The 14,504-nt window shown below is 63.0% G+C and carries 15 protein-coding genes and 1 pseudogene; 10 read left to right on the top strand and 6 right to left on the bottom strand.

What is annotated here, in order from left to right; all coding sequences use genetic code 11:
- Positions 1-1,636: purine-cytosine permease family protein (locus A2J01_RS04070; RefSeq protein WP_197494149.1), on the top strand; the 1,636-nt coding region annotated here is incomplete at its 5' end.
- 55 nt (positions 1,637-1,691) lie between these two features.
- Here the strand turns inward: A2J01_RS04070 and A2J01_RS04065 are convergent.
- Positions 1,692-3,083 (bottom strand): MFS transporter, encoded by a 1,392-nt coding sequence (locus tag A2J01_RS04065; RefSeq protein ID WP_020968263.1) that lies wholly within the window; start codon positions 3,081-3,083, stop codon positions 1,692-1,694.
- Positions 3,084-3,256: 173 nt separating this feature from the next.
- Here A2J01_RS04065 and nhaA point away from each other — a divergent pair, with 173 nt between their 5' ends.
- From nhaA to A2J01_RS04050, 3 genes are read left to right on the top strand one after another with little or no spacing between them, the layout of a single operon-like run.
- A complete protein-coding gene (gene nhaA, locus A2J01_RS04060) occupies positions 3,257-4,591 on the top strand; it encodes a Na+/H+ antiporter NhaA (protein ID WP_442971551.1) in 1,335 nt (444 codons plus the stop codon).
- On the top strand, positions 4,588-5,097 hold the full coding sequence (locus A2J01_RS04055) for a phage holin family protein (RefSeq protein ID WP_007732413.1): 510 nt from the start codon (positions 4,588-4,590) through the stop codon (positions 5,095-5,097). The genes nhaA and A2J01_RS04055 overlap by 4 nt, the downstream gene beginning before the upstream one ends.
- A gap of 15 nt (positions 5,098-5,112) precedes the next feature.
- Positions 5,113-6,048 (top strand): alpha/beta fold hydrolase, encoded by a 936-nt coding sequence (locus A2J01_RS04050; protein WP_007732412.1) that lies wholly within the window; start codon positions 5,113-5,115, stop codon positions 6,046-6,048.
- A 3-nt stretch (positions 6,049-6,051) separates the two neighbouring features.
- Here A2J01_RS04050 and A2J01_RS04045 read toward each other — a convergent pair whose 3' ends face one another.
- From A2J01_RS04045 to nth, 4 genes are read right to left on the bottom strand one after another with little or no spacing between them, the layout of a single operon-like run.
- Positions 6,052-7,242 carry a MarP family serine protease gene (locus tag A2J01_RS04045; RefSeq protein ID WP_003946095.1) on the bottom strand — a complete coding sequence of 397 codons (1,191 nt, stop codon included), beginning with the start codon at positions 7,240-7,242 and terminating at the stop codon, positions 6,052-6,054.
- Entirely contained in the window at positions 7,239-7,958 is a 720-nt protein-coding gene (locus A2J01_RS04040) for an NUDIX hydrolase (RefSeq protein ID WP_050655297.1), read from the bottom strand. The genes A2J01_RS04045 and A2J01_RS04040 overlap by 4 nt, the downstream gene beginning before the upstream one ends.
- Complete coding sequence (locus A2J01_RS04035; protein ID WP_003943500.1) at positions 7,955-8,608, bottom strand: TlpA family protein disulfide reductase; 654 nt, start codon at positions 8,606-8,608, stop codon at positions 7,955-7,957. The genes A2J01_RS04040 and A2J01_RS04035 overlap by 4 nt, the downstream gene beginning before the upstream one ends.
- A gap of 6 nt (positions 8,609-8,614) precedes the next feature.
- Positions 8,615-9,400: an endonuclease III gene (gene nth, locus A2J01_RS04030; RefSeq protein WP_003943471.1), complete on the bottom strand. Its 786-nt coding sequence runs from the start codon at positions 9,398-9,400 to the stop codon at positions 8,615-8,617.
- 80 nt (positions 9,401-9,480) lie between these two features.
- Between nth and A2J01_RS35630 the strand changes: the two genes are divergently transcribed.
- The 6 genes from A2J01_RS35630 (at position 9,481) to A2J01_RS04000 (ending at position 14,215) form a co-directional block, all read left to right on the top strand.
- Positions 9,481-9,753, top strand: coding sequence for a hypothetical protein (locus A2J01_RS35630; protein ID WP_064112040.1), 273 nt, complete (start codon positions 9,481-9,483; stop codon positions 9,751-9,753).
- Positions 9,754-10,008: 255 nt separating this feature from the next.
- Positions 10,009-10,683 carry a Crp/Fnr family transcriptional regulator gene (locus A2J01_RS04020; RefSeq protein ID WP_003943506.1) on the top strand — a complete coding sequence of 225 codons (675 nt, stop codon included), beginning with the start codon at positions 10,009-10,011 and terminating at the stop codon, positions 10,681-10,683.
- Positions 10,684-10,813: 130 nt separating this feature from the next.
- A complete protein-coding gene (locus A2J01_RS04015; protein ID WP_007732407.1) occupies positions 10,814-11,284 on the top strand; it encodes a nuclear transport factor 2 family protein in 471 nt (156 codons plus the stop codon).
- A 15-nt stretch (positions 11,285-11,299) separates the two neighbouring features.
- Positions 11,300-11,860, top strand: coding sequence for a TetR/AcrR family transcriptional regulator (locus tag A2J01_RS04010; protein ID WP_042446684.1), 561 nt, complete (start codon positions 11,300-11,302; stop codon positions 11,858-11,860).
- Between the two features lie 85 nt (positions 11,861-11,945).
- Complete coding sequence (locus A2J01_RS04005; protein ID WP_064112038.1) at positions 11,946-13,238, top strand: carboxylesterase family protein; 1,293 nt, start codon at positions 11,946-11,948, stop codon at positions 13,236-13,238.
- 50 nt (positions 13,239-13,288) lie between these two features.
- Positions 13,289-14,215: a LysR substrate-binding domain-containing protein gene (locus A2J01_RS04000; RefSeq protein ID WP_003943516.1), complete on the top strand. Its 927-nt coding sequence runs from the start codon at positions 13,289-13,291 to the stop codon at positions 14,213-14,215.
- Positions 14,216-14,273: 58 nt separating this feature from the next.
- Here the strand turns inward: A2J01_RS04000 and A2J01_RS03995 are convergent.
- Positions 14,274-14,504, bottom strand: a pseudogene (locus tag A2J01_RS03995) (MFS transporter); the annotation flags it as partial.

The following is a 14,504-nucleotide window of genomic DNA, read 5'->3' as shown; positions in this document are numbered from 1 at the left end:
TCTCGGTGAGAACGCCGCACTGAAGGAGACGCTGGAGGACTACACCCTCCGATTTGCGCCACGCAGCTACCGCAAATGGGGAACCGGCGTCGTCGCGACCTCCGCGCTCGGCGGAATCGCGTATCTCGCAGACTTCTCGATCGGCGCCAACATCGGCATCTCGTACGGCACCGGTAACGCACTTCTGGGTATCGCCGTGTTTGCCGTCGTCATCATGGCGACCGGCTTCCCACTCGCCTACTATGCCGCGCGATACAATATCGACCTCGATTTGATCACTCGCGGAAGCGGTTTCGGCTACTACGGCGCGGTGGTCACCAACGTCATCTTCGCGACGTTCACCTTCATCTTCTTCGCGCTCGAAGGTTCCATCATGGCCCAGGGTTTGAAACTGGGGCTCGGGATCCCACTCTCGATCGGCTACGCGGTCTCGACCCTGATGGTCATTCCACTGGTCATTTACGGAATGAAGGCTCTGGCAAAGCTCCAAGTGTGGACGACGCCTCTGTGGCTCGTCATGATGGTGCTGCCGTTCCTGTATCTGCTGTTCAAGCACCCTGATTCGGTGAGCGCGTTCTTCGCCTTCGGCGGTGAGGACGGCGCAAACGGCAAGGGCGTCAACTTCGGATCGGTGATGCTGGCCGCGGGTGTCTGCTTGTCGCTGATCGCACAGATCGCCGAGCAGATCGACTACCTACGCTTCATGCCGCCCAAGACGCCGGAGAACACCCGTCGTTGGTGGGCTGCAGTAATTCTCGCGGGGCCCGGCTGGGTCATCTTCGGCGCGTTCAAGCAGATCGTCGGACTGTTCCTCGCTGTGTACATCATCGCGAACGTCGTCGACGGATCTTCGATCGCCAACCAGCCCGTGCACCAGTTCCTCGAGATCTCCCAGGACATGATGCCGCACTGGCTGGCCATGACGCTGGCCGTGATCCTCGTGGTCATCAGCCAGATCAAGATCAACGTCACCAACGCGTACTCCGGCTCACTGGCCTGGACCAACTCGTACACCCGCGTCACCAAGACCTACCCCGGACGCATGGTCTTCGTTCTGGTCAACCTGGCGATCGCACTGATCTTGATGGAAGCCAACATGTTCGACTTCCTCAACACGATCCTGGGCTTCTACGCCAACTGCGGTATCGCCTGGGTCGTGGTCGTCGCCTCGGACATCGCAATCAACAAGTACTGGTTGAAGCTCTCCCCGAAAGTCCCCGAGTTCCGACGCGGGATGCTCTACGACGTCAACCCCGTCGGCTTCGTGTCGATGCTGCTGGCCGCGGGCATTTCGATCCTGGTGTTCTTCGGTGCTTTCGGTTCGGCGATCAAGCCGTTCTCCCCGATCGTCGCAATCGTCATCGCGCTGGTGATGCCGCCGGTCCTGGCCGTCGCCACCAAGGGAAAGTACTACCTACGACGCACCGACGACGGCATCGATCTGCCGATGTTCGACGAGTACGGGAACCCCTCCGGTGAAACGCTTCTGTGCTGCGTCAGCGGAATCGAATTCGAGCGTCCCGACATGCTCGCGTCGAACGTGCCCGGTCCGAACGGCGAGAAGCAGTACATCAGCTCCCTGGCCTTGAGCACCGACAAGACCGGTGAGCACGTCCTGCCTGCTCAGCTTCCCTGACAACTGCTGTGCGCCTTTATTAACCGCCGGGGGTTAATAAAGGCGCACAGCAGGGTTATGCCCCTACATCGTCGAGCGACTCACCCTTCGTCTCACGCATGACCAGCAGCGCAACAAAAGTCAGCGTCGCCGCTACGAGAAGATAGATGCCGACCCAACCGACGCCGTAGTTCTTCGCGAGGTAGACGGCGATGAACGGCGCCACCGCTGCGCCCAGAATACTGGCCGTGTTGTACGCGATTCCCGAGCCCGTGTAGCGGACGTTGGTCGGGAAGAGTTCCGGGAGAACGGCACTCATCGGGCCGAAGGTCAGGCCCATGAGCAGCATGCCCACGATGAGGAACGCCAACATGCGACCGTCGTTCATTCCGTCCGGTTCGAGGAAGACACCGAAGGTCAAGCCGAACACCATGATCAGACCGGTGATGATCAGCAAGGTGATACGACGCCCGTAACGGTCGGCGAGCCAACCCGAGACCGGCACGGCAGCAGCGAAGAACACGACTGCGATCAACTGCAGGACAAGGAAATCGGTGTACTTGAAGCCCGCACCGGTTCCACCGTCGGCCGCCGTCTTGCCGGTTCCGTGGCTGAGAACCCAGGTGGTCATGATGTAGAACAGCGTGTACGTCGCGAGCATCACGAACGTACCGATGATCAGCTGACGCCAACTGGTCTTGAATACCTCGGCCACCGGAGTCTTGACCTTCTCGCCGCGCTCGACTGCGCGCGCGAACACCGGGGTTTCCTCGAGCTTGAGCCGGACGTACAGGCCGATCATCACCATGATTGCGCTGAGCAGGAACGGAATTCGCCATCCCCAACTCAGGAAGGCACCCTCGAGGTCCGGGCTGGAATTGTCGTGGTTCATGAACAACGTGATGATCAGGAACAGTCCGTTGGCCATGAAGAAGCCGATGGGCGCACCGAGTTGCGGCCACATCGCCGCCCAGGCCCGCTTGCCTTCCTTGGCGGTCTCGGTCGCGAGCAGCGCCGCACCCGACCATTCGCCGCCGAGCCCGAGACCCTGGCAGAAACGCATGAGCGCCAACAACGCCGGGGCCAGCAGTCCGATCTGGTGATAGGTCGGCAGTAGTCCGATGAGGAAGGTCGCTATGCCCATCGTCAGCAACGAGCCGACCAGAGTTGCCTTGCGTCCGACGCGGTCACCGAAGTGTCCGAAGAGAATCGAACCGAGGGGACGGGCGACGAACGCGAGTCCGAACGTCGCCAACGACGCGAGAAGCGCGGTGGTGTCGTTGCCCTTCGGGAAGAACAGGTGCGGGAACACCGATACTGCCGCTGTTGCATAGATGTAGAAGTCGTAGAACTCGATGGACGTACCCACCATGCTGGCGACCACGATTCGGCTGCGCGGCACTCCGGCGACGGTATCTGCGTCGCCGCCCTCCGGCTTGGGTGGATTCTCACTGACTGACGTGCTCAAAACATGCTCCTGCGCCGTTATACGAAAAATGTCCAATTGGTGGGATAGTGTCCCAATCAGTAGGAATTGAACACCCGCGGGGTTTTCCGACGCAAATTCGGTTCGCGAATTCGGCTCAGCGGGCAATCCGCGATAAAATTCCGTAAAGGTGAGCCGGGAAGTCTGGTCGGCACGTGCATTCGATGCGTCACAACGTCGATCACGTTCATGTCTGTTGCATCCGAATTCGGTTGCACGAACAAAGGTCGTCCCCACGCGTGATCTCCACCCTGCGTTCCGAACTGTCCCGCTACCTCCGCACCGAAACGGTGGGCGGATCGATCCTCCTGATCGCTGCCACCCTCGCTCTGATCTGGGTGAACTCGCCTTTCGGTGAGAGCTACATCGCACTACGTGACTTCCAGATCGGTCCGTCCGCACTCCATCTCGACCTCAGCTTGGGCACGTGGGCGCAGGACGGACTGCTTGCCGGCTTCTTCTTCGTCGCCGGCCTCGAACTCAAACGTGAACTGGTGGTCGGCGAACTCGCGGACCGCAAAGCCGCGATGCTCCCGATCATCGCGGCGTGCGGCGGCGTCCTGGTTCCCGCGATCATCGCGGCGTCCATCGGTTTCGGTACGCCCGGCATGGACAAGGGCTGGGCCATTCCCGTCGCGACGGACATCGCTTTTGCCCTCGGCGTGCTCGCGCTGACCGGCTCGAAGATCCCGGCGAGCGCCCGAGTTTTCCTGCTCAGCCTGGCCGTCGTCGACGATCTGCTCGCGATCATCCTCATCGCCGTACTGTTCACCGGTTCCCTCGCGATGTTGTGGCTGCTGACCGCGGCCGCAGCCCTGGCTGCCTACGCCTACGCCCAACACAAACGCATCACGACGCCGTTCCTCTACGTCCCGCTGGCACTACTGACCTGGTACGCGATGCACGAAGCGGGGATACACGCCACACTCGCGGGCGTCGCGCTCGGCTTACTCACCCGGGTGAGGCGCGATCCGGACGAGGAGTACGCGCCCGGTAGCCGTCTCGAGCACCGCATTCAGCCCTACTCTGCAGGCTTCTGTGTCCCCGTCTTCGCACTGTTCGCCTCCGGTGTTCCGATCAACGCGGCGGTGCTCGGCGACATTTTCACCGACCCCGTCGGGCAATCGGTTGTCGTCGGTCTTCTGGTCGGCAAAACCGTCGGAATCTTCGGAATTTCCCTGCTCGCGATCAAATTGGGGATAGCAACCAAACCCAAGACACTGGAATTGAGAGACATGTTTGCCCTCTCAGTTCTCGGTGGCATCGGGTTCACCGTTAGCCTGCTTGTAGCAGACCTCGCATTGGACGGGGTCGGCGATGGCAGCGAGGCCGAGATAGCGAAGGCCGCAGTTCTCGTGACATCGTTGGTGGCATCGCTGATCGGATCAGCGCTGCTGTGGCGACGTGGACGAGTTCATGCGGCTCGAGACGACGCTTCCACCGCCATTGCCACGGACGCGAGAGAACTACCTGGAGAGGTCGACAAGTGAGCTTGACCAACGGAGAGAGCCAGCGCTTCACCGGAGATGGAGTACCGAACACGGTCTCTTCCATCCCTCTCACCGATGTGGACGCCCGCACGCCGGGCGAGGCCACCATCGGGGCCCTCGTCAAGGACGCGACCGCACAGGTCTCCACCCTCGTGCGCGCCGAGGTCGAACTTGCCAAGGCCGAGGTGACGGGCGAGGTCAAGAAGGGTCTGCAGGGCAGCGTCTTTTTCATCCTGGCCTTCACGGTTCTGCTGTTCAGCTCGTTCTTCTTCTTTTTCTTCCTGGCCGAGATGCTCGACACCTGGGTGCCGCGCTGGCTGGCGTTCCTCATCGTCTTCCTGATCATGGTGGTGACCACCGCGATTCTGGCGCTGCTCGGTTATCTGCGCGTGCGCAAGCTGAGGGCTCCGGAGAAGACGATCGAATCGCTCAAGCAGGCCAAGAACGTCATCCCCGGCAGCCATGACGACGCAAAGCCGTCGGTCGATTTCAACGCGCGCCGGTAGCGAGTCTGATCGAAAGTGGCAGCCCCAGATCCATCCACCGTCAGGTTCGACGGCCCCTGGATTCACCGGGACATTCACGCCAACGGCATCCGGTTTCACGTCGTCGAGGTAGGCGACGCGGAGCCGGATGCTCCGTTGGTGGTCCTGTTGCACGGATTCGCCGATTTCTGGTGGTCCTGGCGCCATCAATTGACGGCACTGTCGGAGCAGGGATTCCGCGTCGTCGCGATGGACCTTCGTGGGTACGGCGATTCCGACAAGCCCCCTCGCGGCTACGACGGTTGGACGCTCGCCGGTGACGTAGCCGGCCTCATTCGTGCGATGGGTTACGGCAAGGCCACGCTGATCGGTCATGCCGACGGCGGGTTGGTGTGCTGGGCGACCGCGCTCCTGCATCCACGCCTGGTGCGGTCGATCGCGCTGATCTCGTCTCCACACCCGATGGCGCTCAAGAAAGCAGTCGTCCGCGACCCCTATCAGCGCCGCGCGCTTTTGCCCTCGTTCCTGGCCTATCAGGTACCGCTACGCCCGGAACGTCGGTTGACGGCCGACAACGGCGCCGAAGTGGAGCGTCTGGTTCGCTCGCGGTCGGGCCCCACCTGGCCGCAGCAACCCGAATTCGCAGACGTCATGAGCAAGATGCGGTCCGCGATCCGGATCCCGGGCGTCGCGCATTCCACGTTGGAGTACCAGCGTTGGGCCTTCCGCAGCCAGCTCCGCCCCGAGGGCCGACGTTTCATGCGTTTGATGGATCAGGTTCTTCGCATTCCGATCGTCCAGATTCACGGCGAACTCGACCCGTACGTGCTCACCCGTACCGTGCGTCGCGACAAGCACTGGGCTCCCGGCGAGAAACTGCGCACCATTGCCGGAGTCGGTCATTACGCGCATCAGGAAGCCCCCGAGCGCGTCAATCGCGAACTCGGGGACTTCCTCCTTACGGAGAAGTGACCGCTACAGGATGCACGCGCCCGTCGGTACGGGCGTCGATGCCGAGGCAGCCGCGTTCAACTGGCGCGAGACTTCCTGCGCGGTGAGGACGAATCCGGTGTCACTGTCGTCGACGGCAGCACCGAACACGACGCCGAGGACCCGCCCCTGATCATCGACCATCGGTCCACCCGAGTTGCCCTGCCGGATGGATCCGCGGACGGTGTAGACCTCACGCTGGGTGGTTCCGGCCTTGTAGATGTCCGGCCCGTTCAGGTTGAGGACCTCACGAACGCGGGCTGCGCTGGCCGTGTACGGACCACCGCCGGGGTAGCCGAGCACCAACGCGTTGTCACCGGTCCGAGCCTGCTCCGGAGCGAACGGCAGCACCGGCGCGTCCAATCCGGGAACCGCCAGAATCGCGATGTCCACGGCGGAGTCGAAGAGAACCACCTGCGCGGGCAGTGCGCCCTCCATGGTGTCCACGGTGATGCTCTCGGTTCCGGCAACCACGTGGGCGTTGGTCATGACGCGTTCGGGGGCGACGATGAATCCGGATCCCTCGAGCGCGCGCTGGCAACTCGGTGCGACGCCGTTGATGCGGAGAACACTCGGACGCAACTGCGCCGCCAACGGACTGGCGAGAACGCTCGCGTCGGGTGCTTCGACCTCGGTGATGGGCGTGCGCCCGAACGGGCCGATGACGTCAGGCAGGCCGGAGGTGTCGAGCAGCGCCGAGAACTCGGTCGGGATGCGGCGCAGCCACTGCGGCGCCACTTCGTCCACGCTGGCGAGAACGTCCGAACCACGAACAGCGGCGGCAATATTCGGCTGCGACGAGGAAGTGAGCGGAATCGCGAGCAACCACGCCGCGACCACGACAGCCACCGCCTGTAGACCCGCACCGATGACGCTGTCGACGGATCGCGCCGTCGGACTGTGCATTCCGCTGCGCGCCGCGCGTCCGAGCACCATGCCGGCGACCTCGCCGATGATGACCAACACGACGATCAGCGAGATGCCCGCGAGGATGCGCAGCTTGCCTTCGGTGACGTGCACGAGCAGGTGCGGCGCCAACAGAATCCCGGCGACGGCACCGAGGATCACGCCGACGAACGCCAGCGCCGACGCCACCGCTCCCTGACGCCATCCGGACGTGGCCGCGATGAGGGCGACCAGAACGATGGCGATGTCCACCCAACGAGAACCTGTCATCGCGGCACCGCCGAATCCTCGACACCTTCACCGAACTCGGACAGCGCTGTGTCCAGGTCTCTCACGTCCTCGTAGTTCCACGGAATCTCCCAGCCCGACACCGTGAACAGCGCCGCGAGGATTCCTGCTGTGAACCCCCAGACCAGCATGCCGTCGGCGCGGAACGCCGGGCCCTGGTACCCGAGGGGATGTCGAACCTGAAACCGGTTGTCGGGGTCGAGCAACGTGCGCAGCGGCACCCGGGCCACCCGTCCGACCTCGCCCTCGTCCTGAATGCCCACCGTCGTCGGCTGCTCCCAGTAGCCGAGCACCGGCGTCACATCGAAACCCGACGGCGGGATGAAGATCTCCGGCAGCACGGTGAGCGGCTGAACTCCGCTCGGATCGAGCCCGGTCTCCTCCTGCGCTTCACGCAGCGCGGTGCCGACGGGGCCGTCGTCGCCCGGATCGGCGGCGCCGCCCGGGAATGCGACCTGTCCGCTGTGCTGACGCATCGTCGACGCCCGTTGGGTCAGCAGGACGTCTGCGCCCTCCGGCAAGCCGCCGACGGCGAGAGGGTCTGCCTCACGCGGTCCACCGAAGAGCACGAGCACCGCGGCCGGACGCGTCACGGTGCCGCGCGGCGCGCGACGCTCGAGGACGGGGTTGATCCGATGGGGATCGGTGGGCTCGGTGCTGGCGACAGCGCGCAACCACTCGGGAACCGGTGTACTCATACGACGACTCCCAGATATTGCGCCGCAGCTGCGGCGATCTCGTCCGCACTGCGGAAGGGTTGGGGCAAGACCTTGGCGACTGTTCCATCCGCGCGCACTAGCACCGACACCGGCAGCACCGGCGGTGCGCCCACTGCGATCCGTACCTTGCCGTCACCGTCCTGGACGCCGGGCAAACGCACCGAGTAGTCGATGAGTCGCGTCAAAGCGTTCTCCTGATTCGGATCCGAATGCACGGTCAGCACGTTGATGCTGCCGTCGGCGCGCTCCGCGAATTCCTGAAGGTACGGAAGCTCTTCGGCGCATGGCGCGCACCAGTACGCCCACAGATTGAGCAGAGTCGGCTTTCCGCCCACCGCTGCGGCAAGGTCGACGGGCGCTCCGTCGGAGACGCAGTCGAGGGTGATTCCGGCGAGAGCCGAGCCGGCAGGCGCTTCGCCGGTCGGAGTCGGGCAGGAGGCCAGAGCCGCCTGGCTACGGAGTTGATCGAGCGATTCCGACGACGGAGTGAACGTCGGCGGCTGATACGCGGACGAGGACGGGCCCGTCGACGTGGGCGTCGTGTCGTCTCCTCCGCGCGGCCAGATCGCCACGACGAGAGCCGCGACGACCACGAGCGCAGCGAGAGACCATCTTCCGGCACTTGTCATCGGCGATCACAACCCTGCCAGGGCGAGCAGATGATCGGTCTCGGGGCCTTTCACCAGGGCCGCGGCCTCGGTTTTGTCGGTCGGGCCGAGACCGTACGACGGGCAGTCCTTGGCCAGAACACACACACCGCACGCGGGCTTGCGCGCGTGGCAGACCCGTCGGCCGTGAAAGATCACGCGATGCGAGAGCAGAGTCCATTCCTTACGTTCGATCAGTGCCCCGACGGCGTGTTCCACTTTGACGGCATCTTCTTCCTCGGTCCACTTCCACCGACGCACGAGCCGACCGAAGTGGGTGTCGACGGTGATTCCCGGAATGTCGAAGGCATTGCCCAGCACGACGTTCGCGGTCTTGCGTCCGATGCCTGGGAGTTTCACCAGATCTTCGAGCTTGTTCGGGACCTGCCCGTCGTGGCGTTCGAGTAGCGCCTGACCGAGTCCGATCAGCGACGTCGTCTTGTTCCGGTAGAAGCCGGTGGAGCGGATGTACTCCTCGAGTTCGGTCCGATCGGCTTCCGCGTATGCCTTTGCGTCGGGATAACGGGCGAAGAGTGCCGGCGTGACCATGTTGACGCGGACGTCGGTGCATTGCGCCGACAGGATTGTCGCCACTGCCAGTTCCAACGGAGTCGTGAAGTCGAGTTCGCAGTACACGTGCGGGAAAGCCACAGCGAGCTCACGATTCATCCGACGCGCCCGGCGTACCAATCCGAGGTGTGATTCTTCCTTCCGCGCACCCCCCGAACGCGGTTTCTTCCGCTGCTCTGAACTGCCTGTCGGGGTGGTCTGCACTCAGACAACTGTACGGATACGACATGAGTGGAGACTCCGTCGTGTCGATTCTGAGACCTTCGACGTGTTTACTTCCCCCTATGCAAGGACTCGCAGTAATTCTCTTTCCGCTACTGCTTATGCTCTTTGCCCTGGCGATGGAACGAGTCGAAGGGCGATTGCGTCGGCTCTCGGTCCAAGAGCATGAAGTAGAAGACTTCCTCGACCAGGCAAGTCACGACGACGTCGCCCGCCTGGCAAGCGATGGGTTTCCCCATGCGTTCGCCCGCTTCCACCGGAGGCGTAAGGGCCGTCAGTCGGAGGCTCCCGAGAGCGCCAGCCTGGACGAAATCCGGACACAACGGGCAAGTTGACGGCCATACAAAGTAGTCACCGCAGCAGATTCCGGAAGAATTTTCGGCTCTTACGTGGCATCAATCACTCGTCGCGAGCTAACGGGACGTAGACTTCGATGCCGTACCTGTTGCATTGAACACAGATTGCATTGGACACAGTGTCTCACTCATGAGGGCTGAGCCTGTGTACGACGGTTTGTGCGCAGCGAGGGTACAAAGATAGATAGCGCAAAAATGACACCACAAACGAACAAATCCCAACAAGGAGCGCACGTGGACGACGTCCTGGCAAGAGCCGGCATCTTCCAAGGAGTCGAGCCCTCAGCGGTAGCGGCGCTGACAAAGCAGCTGCAGCCCGTCGACTTCCCCCGTGGACATGTCATCTTCAACGAAGGTGAACCCGGTGACCGCCTGTACATCATCGTGTCCGGCAAGGTGAAGATCGGTCGACGCTCACCCGACGGTCGCGAGAACCTGCTGACGATCATGGGCCCGTCCGACATGTTCGGCGAACTGTCCATCTTCGACCCCGGCCCCCGCACCTCGACGGCTACGACCGTCACCGAGGTTCGCGCCGTGAGCATGGACCGCGACGCTCTCAAGGCATGGATCCAGCAGCGCCCCGAGATCGCCGAGCAGCTTCTGCGCGTTCTCGCCCGCCGTCTGCGTCGTACCAACAACACCCTGGCCGACCTGATCTTCACGGACGTTCCCGGCCGTGTCGCCAAGGCGCTCCTGCAGCTCGCGCAGCGCTTCGGCACTCAGGAAGGTGGCGCCCTGCGCGTCACTCACGACCTCACGCAGGAAGAGATCGCCCAGCTCGTCGGCGCTTCCCGCGAGACCGTCAACAAGGCGCTCGCTGATTTCGCACACCGCGGATGGCTTCGCCTCGAAGGCAAGAGCGTCCTGATCTCGGATTCCGAGCGCCTCGCTCGCCGCGCGCGCTAGCTCTTCCTGTTCGACTCTTTCGGCCGCTCCCGCTTCGGTGGGGGGCGGCCGAAGTCGTTCACTGGACTCTTGTTGTACCTATCGGTAAAGTCTGTACCGATAGGTACATATCTGATCGAGAGGCCCCGCAATGACCGTCCGAGCACCGATTCCGCCCTTCACTCACGAAACTGCCGTCCAGAAGGTCCGCCTCGCCGAGGACGGATGGAACTCACGCGATCCGCACAAGGTGTCGCTGGCCTACACGCCGGACAGTTGGTGGCGTAATCGGTCGACGTTCGTCACCGGCCGATCCGAGATCGTCGAACTTCTGACCGAGAAGTGGACCCGCGAACTGGACTACCGGTTGATCAAAGAGTTGTGGGCACACAGCGACGACCGCATCGCAGTGCGATTCGCGTACGAGTGGCACGATCACGACGGGCAGTGGTTCCGCTCCTACGGCAACGAGAACTGGGAATTCGACGCCGACGGACTCATGCACCACCGTCATGCCAGCATCAACGACGTTCCCATCGAGGAGTCCGAGCGAAAGTTCTTCTGGGATCCGACCGGACCACGCCCGCACGATCATCCGGGCCTGAGCGAGTTGGGTCTGTGATGAAAGGATGAATCCATGGCCAGACAGGTAGCTGAACGCTCGGACACGATTCCCGCTCTCGCAAACGTGTTTCGAACCTACGGGTTCGACGGAGCAAGCCTGGCCGTCATCACCGAACACACCGGTTTAGGCAAAGGCAGTCTCTACAACTTCTTTCCGCGCGGGAAGGAAGAGATGGCCGAGGCCGTACTCGACGAGGTCGACGGATGGTTTCGCGCCGAAGTCTTCGAACCTCTTCGAGCAGAATCGGTTCCACCGAGGCAGCGCATCCAGAGCATGTTCGCTACCGCGGGCGACTACTTTCGGTCAGGGCAACGCATTTGCCTGTTCGGCGCATTTGCACTCGGTGAAGAGCGAAACCGCTTCGGCGCCAGGGTCCGAACATACTTCGACGAATGGACCGCGGCTCTCGAGGCGGCACTCGTCGGTGCCGAAGATTCCATCGGACTCGCCGAAGAAGCCGTGGCCGGGATCCAAGGGGCGATCGTGATGTCCCGGGCACTGGACGACGGTTCCGTATACAGCCGAGTGACGACGCGACTCGAAGATCGACTGGTACAGGCACTCACGCCGTAACGCATACCGCACGACCACAAAGGCATTTGTGCCGCGGCATCCACCTGGCATGCTCGAAAAAGCATGCACAAGAAGAAAGGAACCCATGCCCTCGTTCGAGACGGTGATCGCATCCACCCCTTCGGGGAAGGTCCGCGGCCGAAAGCGTGACGGTTCCTACTACTTCGGTGCGATCCCCTACGCCAGCGCACCGCGCTTCGAGAAGCCGCGACCGGTCGAACCGTTCTCCGACGTCTTCGACGCCACAGCGCTTGGAACGGTCTTCCCCCAACCACCTTCACGACTCGAACGCATCATGGGGCCACCGCTCCCCGAACCGGAGCACAGCGAGGACAGCTTCACCGTCACCGTCACAACCCCGTCGCTGACCGGTCATCGCCCGGTGATGGTGTGGCTTCACGGTGGCGGGTACTCCAGTGGCGGCGGCTCACTCCCCTGGTACGACGGCGGCGCTTTGTCAGCCGAGGGCGACGTCGTCGTGGTGTCGGTCAACTATCGCGTCGGCGTGCTCGGATACCTCCTCCTCGACGGCGTCAGCGAAGGCAATCTCGGGGTCCACGATCAGATCGCAGCGCTCGAGTGGGTGCGCGAGAACATCGAGGCATTCGGCGGCGACCCCGACTCGGTCACCGTGTTCGGGCAGTCGGCCGGCGCTCATTCGATTGTGAATCTGTTGAGCAGTAACAACTCTCGAACCCTGTTCCATCGAGCAATTCTGCAGAGCACTCCACGGCCGGACCTCAACTTCACGCAGGCTGCCGCGATCGAGAACGGGGAGACGTTTGCCCGACTGCTCGACGGAGATCCTCGGACCGCGCCGCTCTCCCACATTCTCGACGCATTCCGCGGCACGGCTGTCGAGTTCAGCCGGCGGTCCCCCAATGTCGTGCAACCGCCCTTCGCGCCGATCTCCGAACTGGAACCGGTGATCCGAACTTTCGAAACAGCGCCTGACGTCATCGTGGGATACACCCGAGACGAGGGATCTGCTTTCGTGCGCGACGTAGCGGGAGTACCCGATCCCGAACACGTCGCCGAAAAGGCACTGACACAGAACATGTTTGCCGAACCGGCAATGGAGCTGGCCGAGACCTTCACAGCGGCCGGCGCGTCGGTGTACACGTACCGCTTCGACTGGGCACCGACCGACGACGTCTTCGGAGCAACTCACTGCATAGAACTACCCTTCTTGTTGGGAACCGAGCAGTCCTGGCAGGGCTCACCGATGCTGGGCAGCAGCGACTGGCAGAGCATCGACGCACTGGGCCGTCGGATACGCCGGCACTGGACGTCGTTTGCGCACACGGGAAGTCCGGACAGCAGCGAAACCTGGGAGAAGTACGCCTCGTCCCAATCGATCGGAATCACCTTCTCCTGAGCAACTTCGGGCGCCTACCCACCCGGAGAAATCCCGTCTAGGATTGCTCCATGGACATGCCCAAGCTCCTCGACGGGCGACTCAAACTCCGCCATCTCCTGCTCGTCGACGCATTGAGCCGTCAGGGCAGTGTGGTCGGCGCCGCTGCCGCACTTCACATCACGCAACCCGTCGCGACCCGCAGTCTGCACGACATCGAGTCCATTCTCGGCGTCTCGCTCTTCGACCGCGGCCCACGCGGCATCACCCCGACCATTTTCGGCGAGGCCTTCACAACTCATGCACGGGCCGTGATCGCGCAGCTGACCGAAGCCGGGCGACACGTCGTCGAACTTGCCGACGCCAATCGCGGAACCGTCATCGTGGGAACACATCTCGCCGGATCCAACGTGCTGCTTCCCGGCGCTATCGCGCGCCTGAAGGTTCACCACCCGTTGCTCACCGTCGTCGTGCGCGAAGGTACGCCAGAGCAGTTGCTCACCGATCTGGAAGCGGGCCGAATCGACCTGATCGTCGGCCGGCTCACCTCACCTACCGATGACACCGCGACAAGACGGAACCTCTACGCGGAGTCCGTCGAACTCGTCACCCGCGTAGATCACCCGCTCGCTCACCGCGAGGACGTCCAACTCGAAGAACTACGCGGCTTCCCCTGGATCCTTCCCGGGGTCGAGACAGTGCTCCGACGCGAACTCGAGGAGTTCTTCGCCCGGAACGGCTTGCCGTTGCCCGAAAATCGGGTCGAGGCAACCTCTTTCCTCACCGTGCGTCAGCTACTGGTCGAGACCGACATGATCGCGGTACTACCGAGCCTCATCCCCCGCGACGATGCGCGCTTGACCACCCTGTCCATCACACTCGATCCGATCGGGCACAGCGTCGGCATCACCTCGTCGGCGACTCGCACGTCGAGTCCGTCCGCGCAGGCCCTGATCGCGACGCTGGAGTCCTTTGCAACTGAGCTCATGCGACCGTGAAACGCCGATCGGCCCGTTCCCTCCAGAGGGAACGGGCCGATGTCGGATCAACCAGGACTCAGGCGTTTTCGGAGACGCGAATCTCCTCGTGCTCCAAGCCCCGCGACGAATCGGGGACAATCTTGAACAGTGCGATGGCGCCGACCAGGCTGATCGTGCACACCCCGGCGAGATACCAGGTCACACCGACCGAAGATCCGGTGGCGTCGAGCAGAGCCGTGGCGATCATCGGTGCCAGTCCACCGCCGAGAATTGCACCGCTCTGGAGGATCAGAGACGAGCCGGAATA

The organism is Rhodococcus sp. EPR-134 (assembly GCF_001647205.1).
In the GTDB taxonomy this organism is placed as follows: domain Bacteria; phylum Actinomycetota; class Actinomycetes; order Mycobacteriales; family Mycobacteriaceae; genus Rhodococcus_F; species Rhodococcus_F qingshengii.
This window is presented reverse-complemented; position numbering and strand designations above follow the sequence as displayed.

Bases quoted from the DNA above. Each gene is read 5' to 3' on its own strand.
- A2J01_RS35630 (WP_064112040.1), top strand. From the start codon at position 9,481: ATGCAAGGACTCGCAGTAATTCTCTTTCCGCTACTGCTTATGCTCTTT.
- A2J01_RS04010 (WP_042446684.1), top strand. From the start codon at position 11,300: ATGGCCAGACAGGTAGCTGAACGCTCGGACACGATTCCCGCTCTCGCA.
- A2J01_RS04035 (WP_003943500.1), bottom strand. From the start codon at position 8,608: ATGACAAGTGCCGGAAGATGGTCTCTCGCTGCGCTCGTGGTCGTCGCG.
- A2J01_RS04045 (WP_003946095.1), bottom strand. From the start codon at position 7,242: ATGACAGGTTCTCGTTGGGTGGACATCGCCATCGTTCTGGTCGCCCTC.
- A2J01_RS04000 (WP_003943516.1), top strand. From the start codon at position 13,289: ATGGACATGCCCAAGCTCCTCGACGGGCGACTCAAACTCCGCCATCTC.
- A2J01_RS04015 (WP_007732407.1), top strand. From the start codon at position 10,814: ATGACCGTCCGAGCACCGATTCCGCCCTTCACTCACGAAACTGCCGTC.
- A2J01_RS04040 (WP_050655297.1), bottom strand. From the start codon at position 7,958: ATGAGTACACCGGTTCCCGAGTGGTTGCGCGCTGTCGCCAGCACCGAG.
- A2J01_RS04005 (WP_064112038.1), top strand. From the start codon at position 11,946: ATGCCCTCGTTCGAGACGGTGATCGCATCCACCCCTTCGGGGAAGGTC.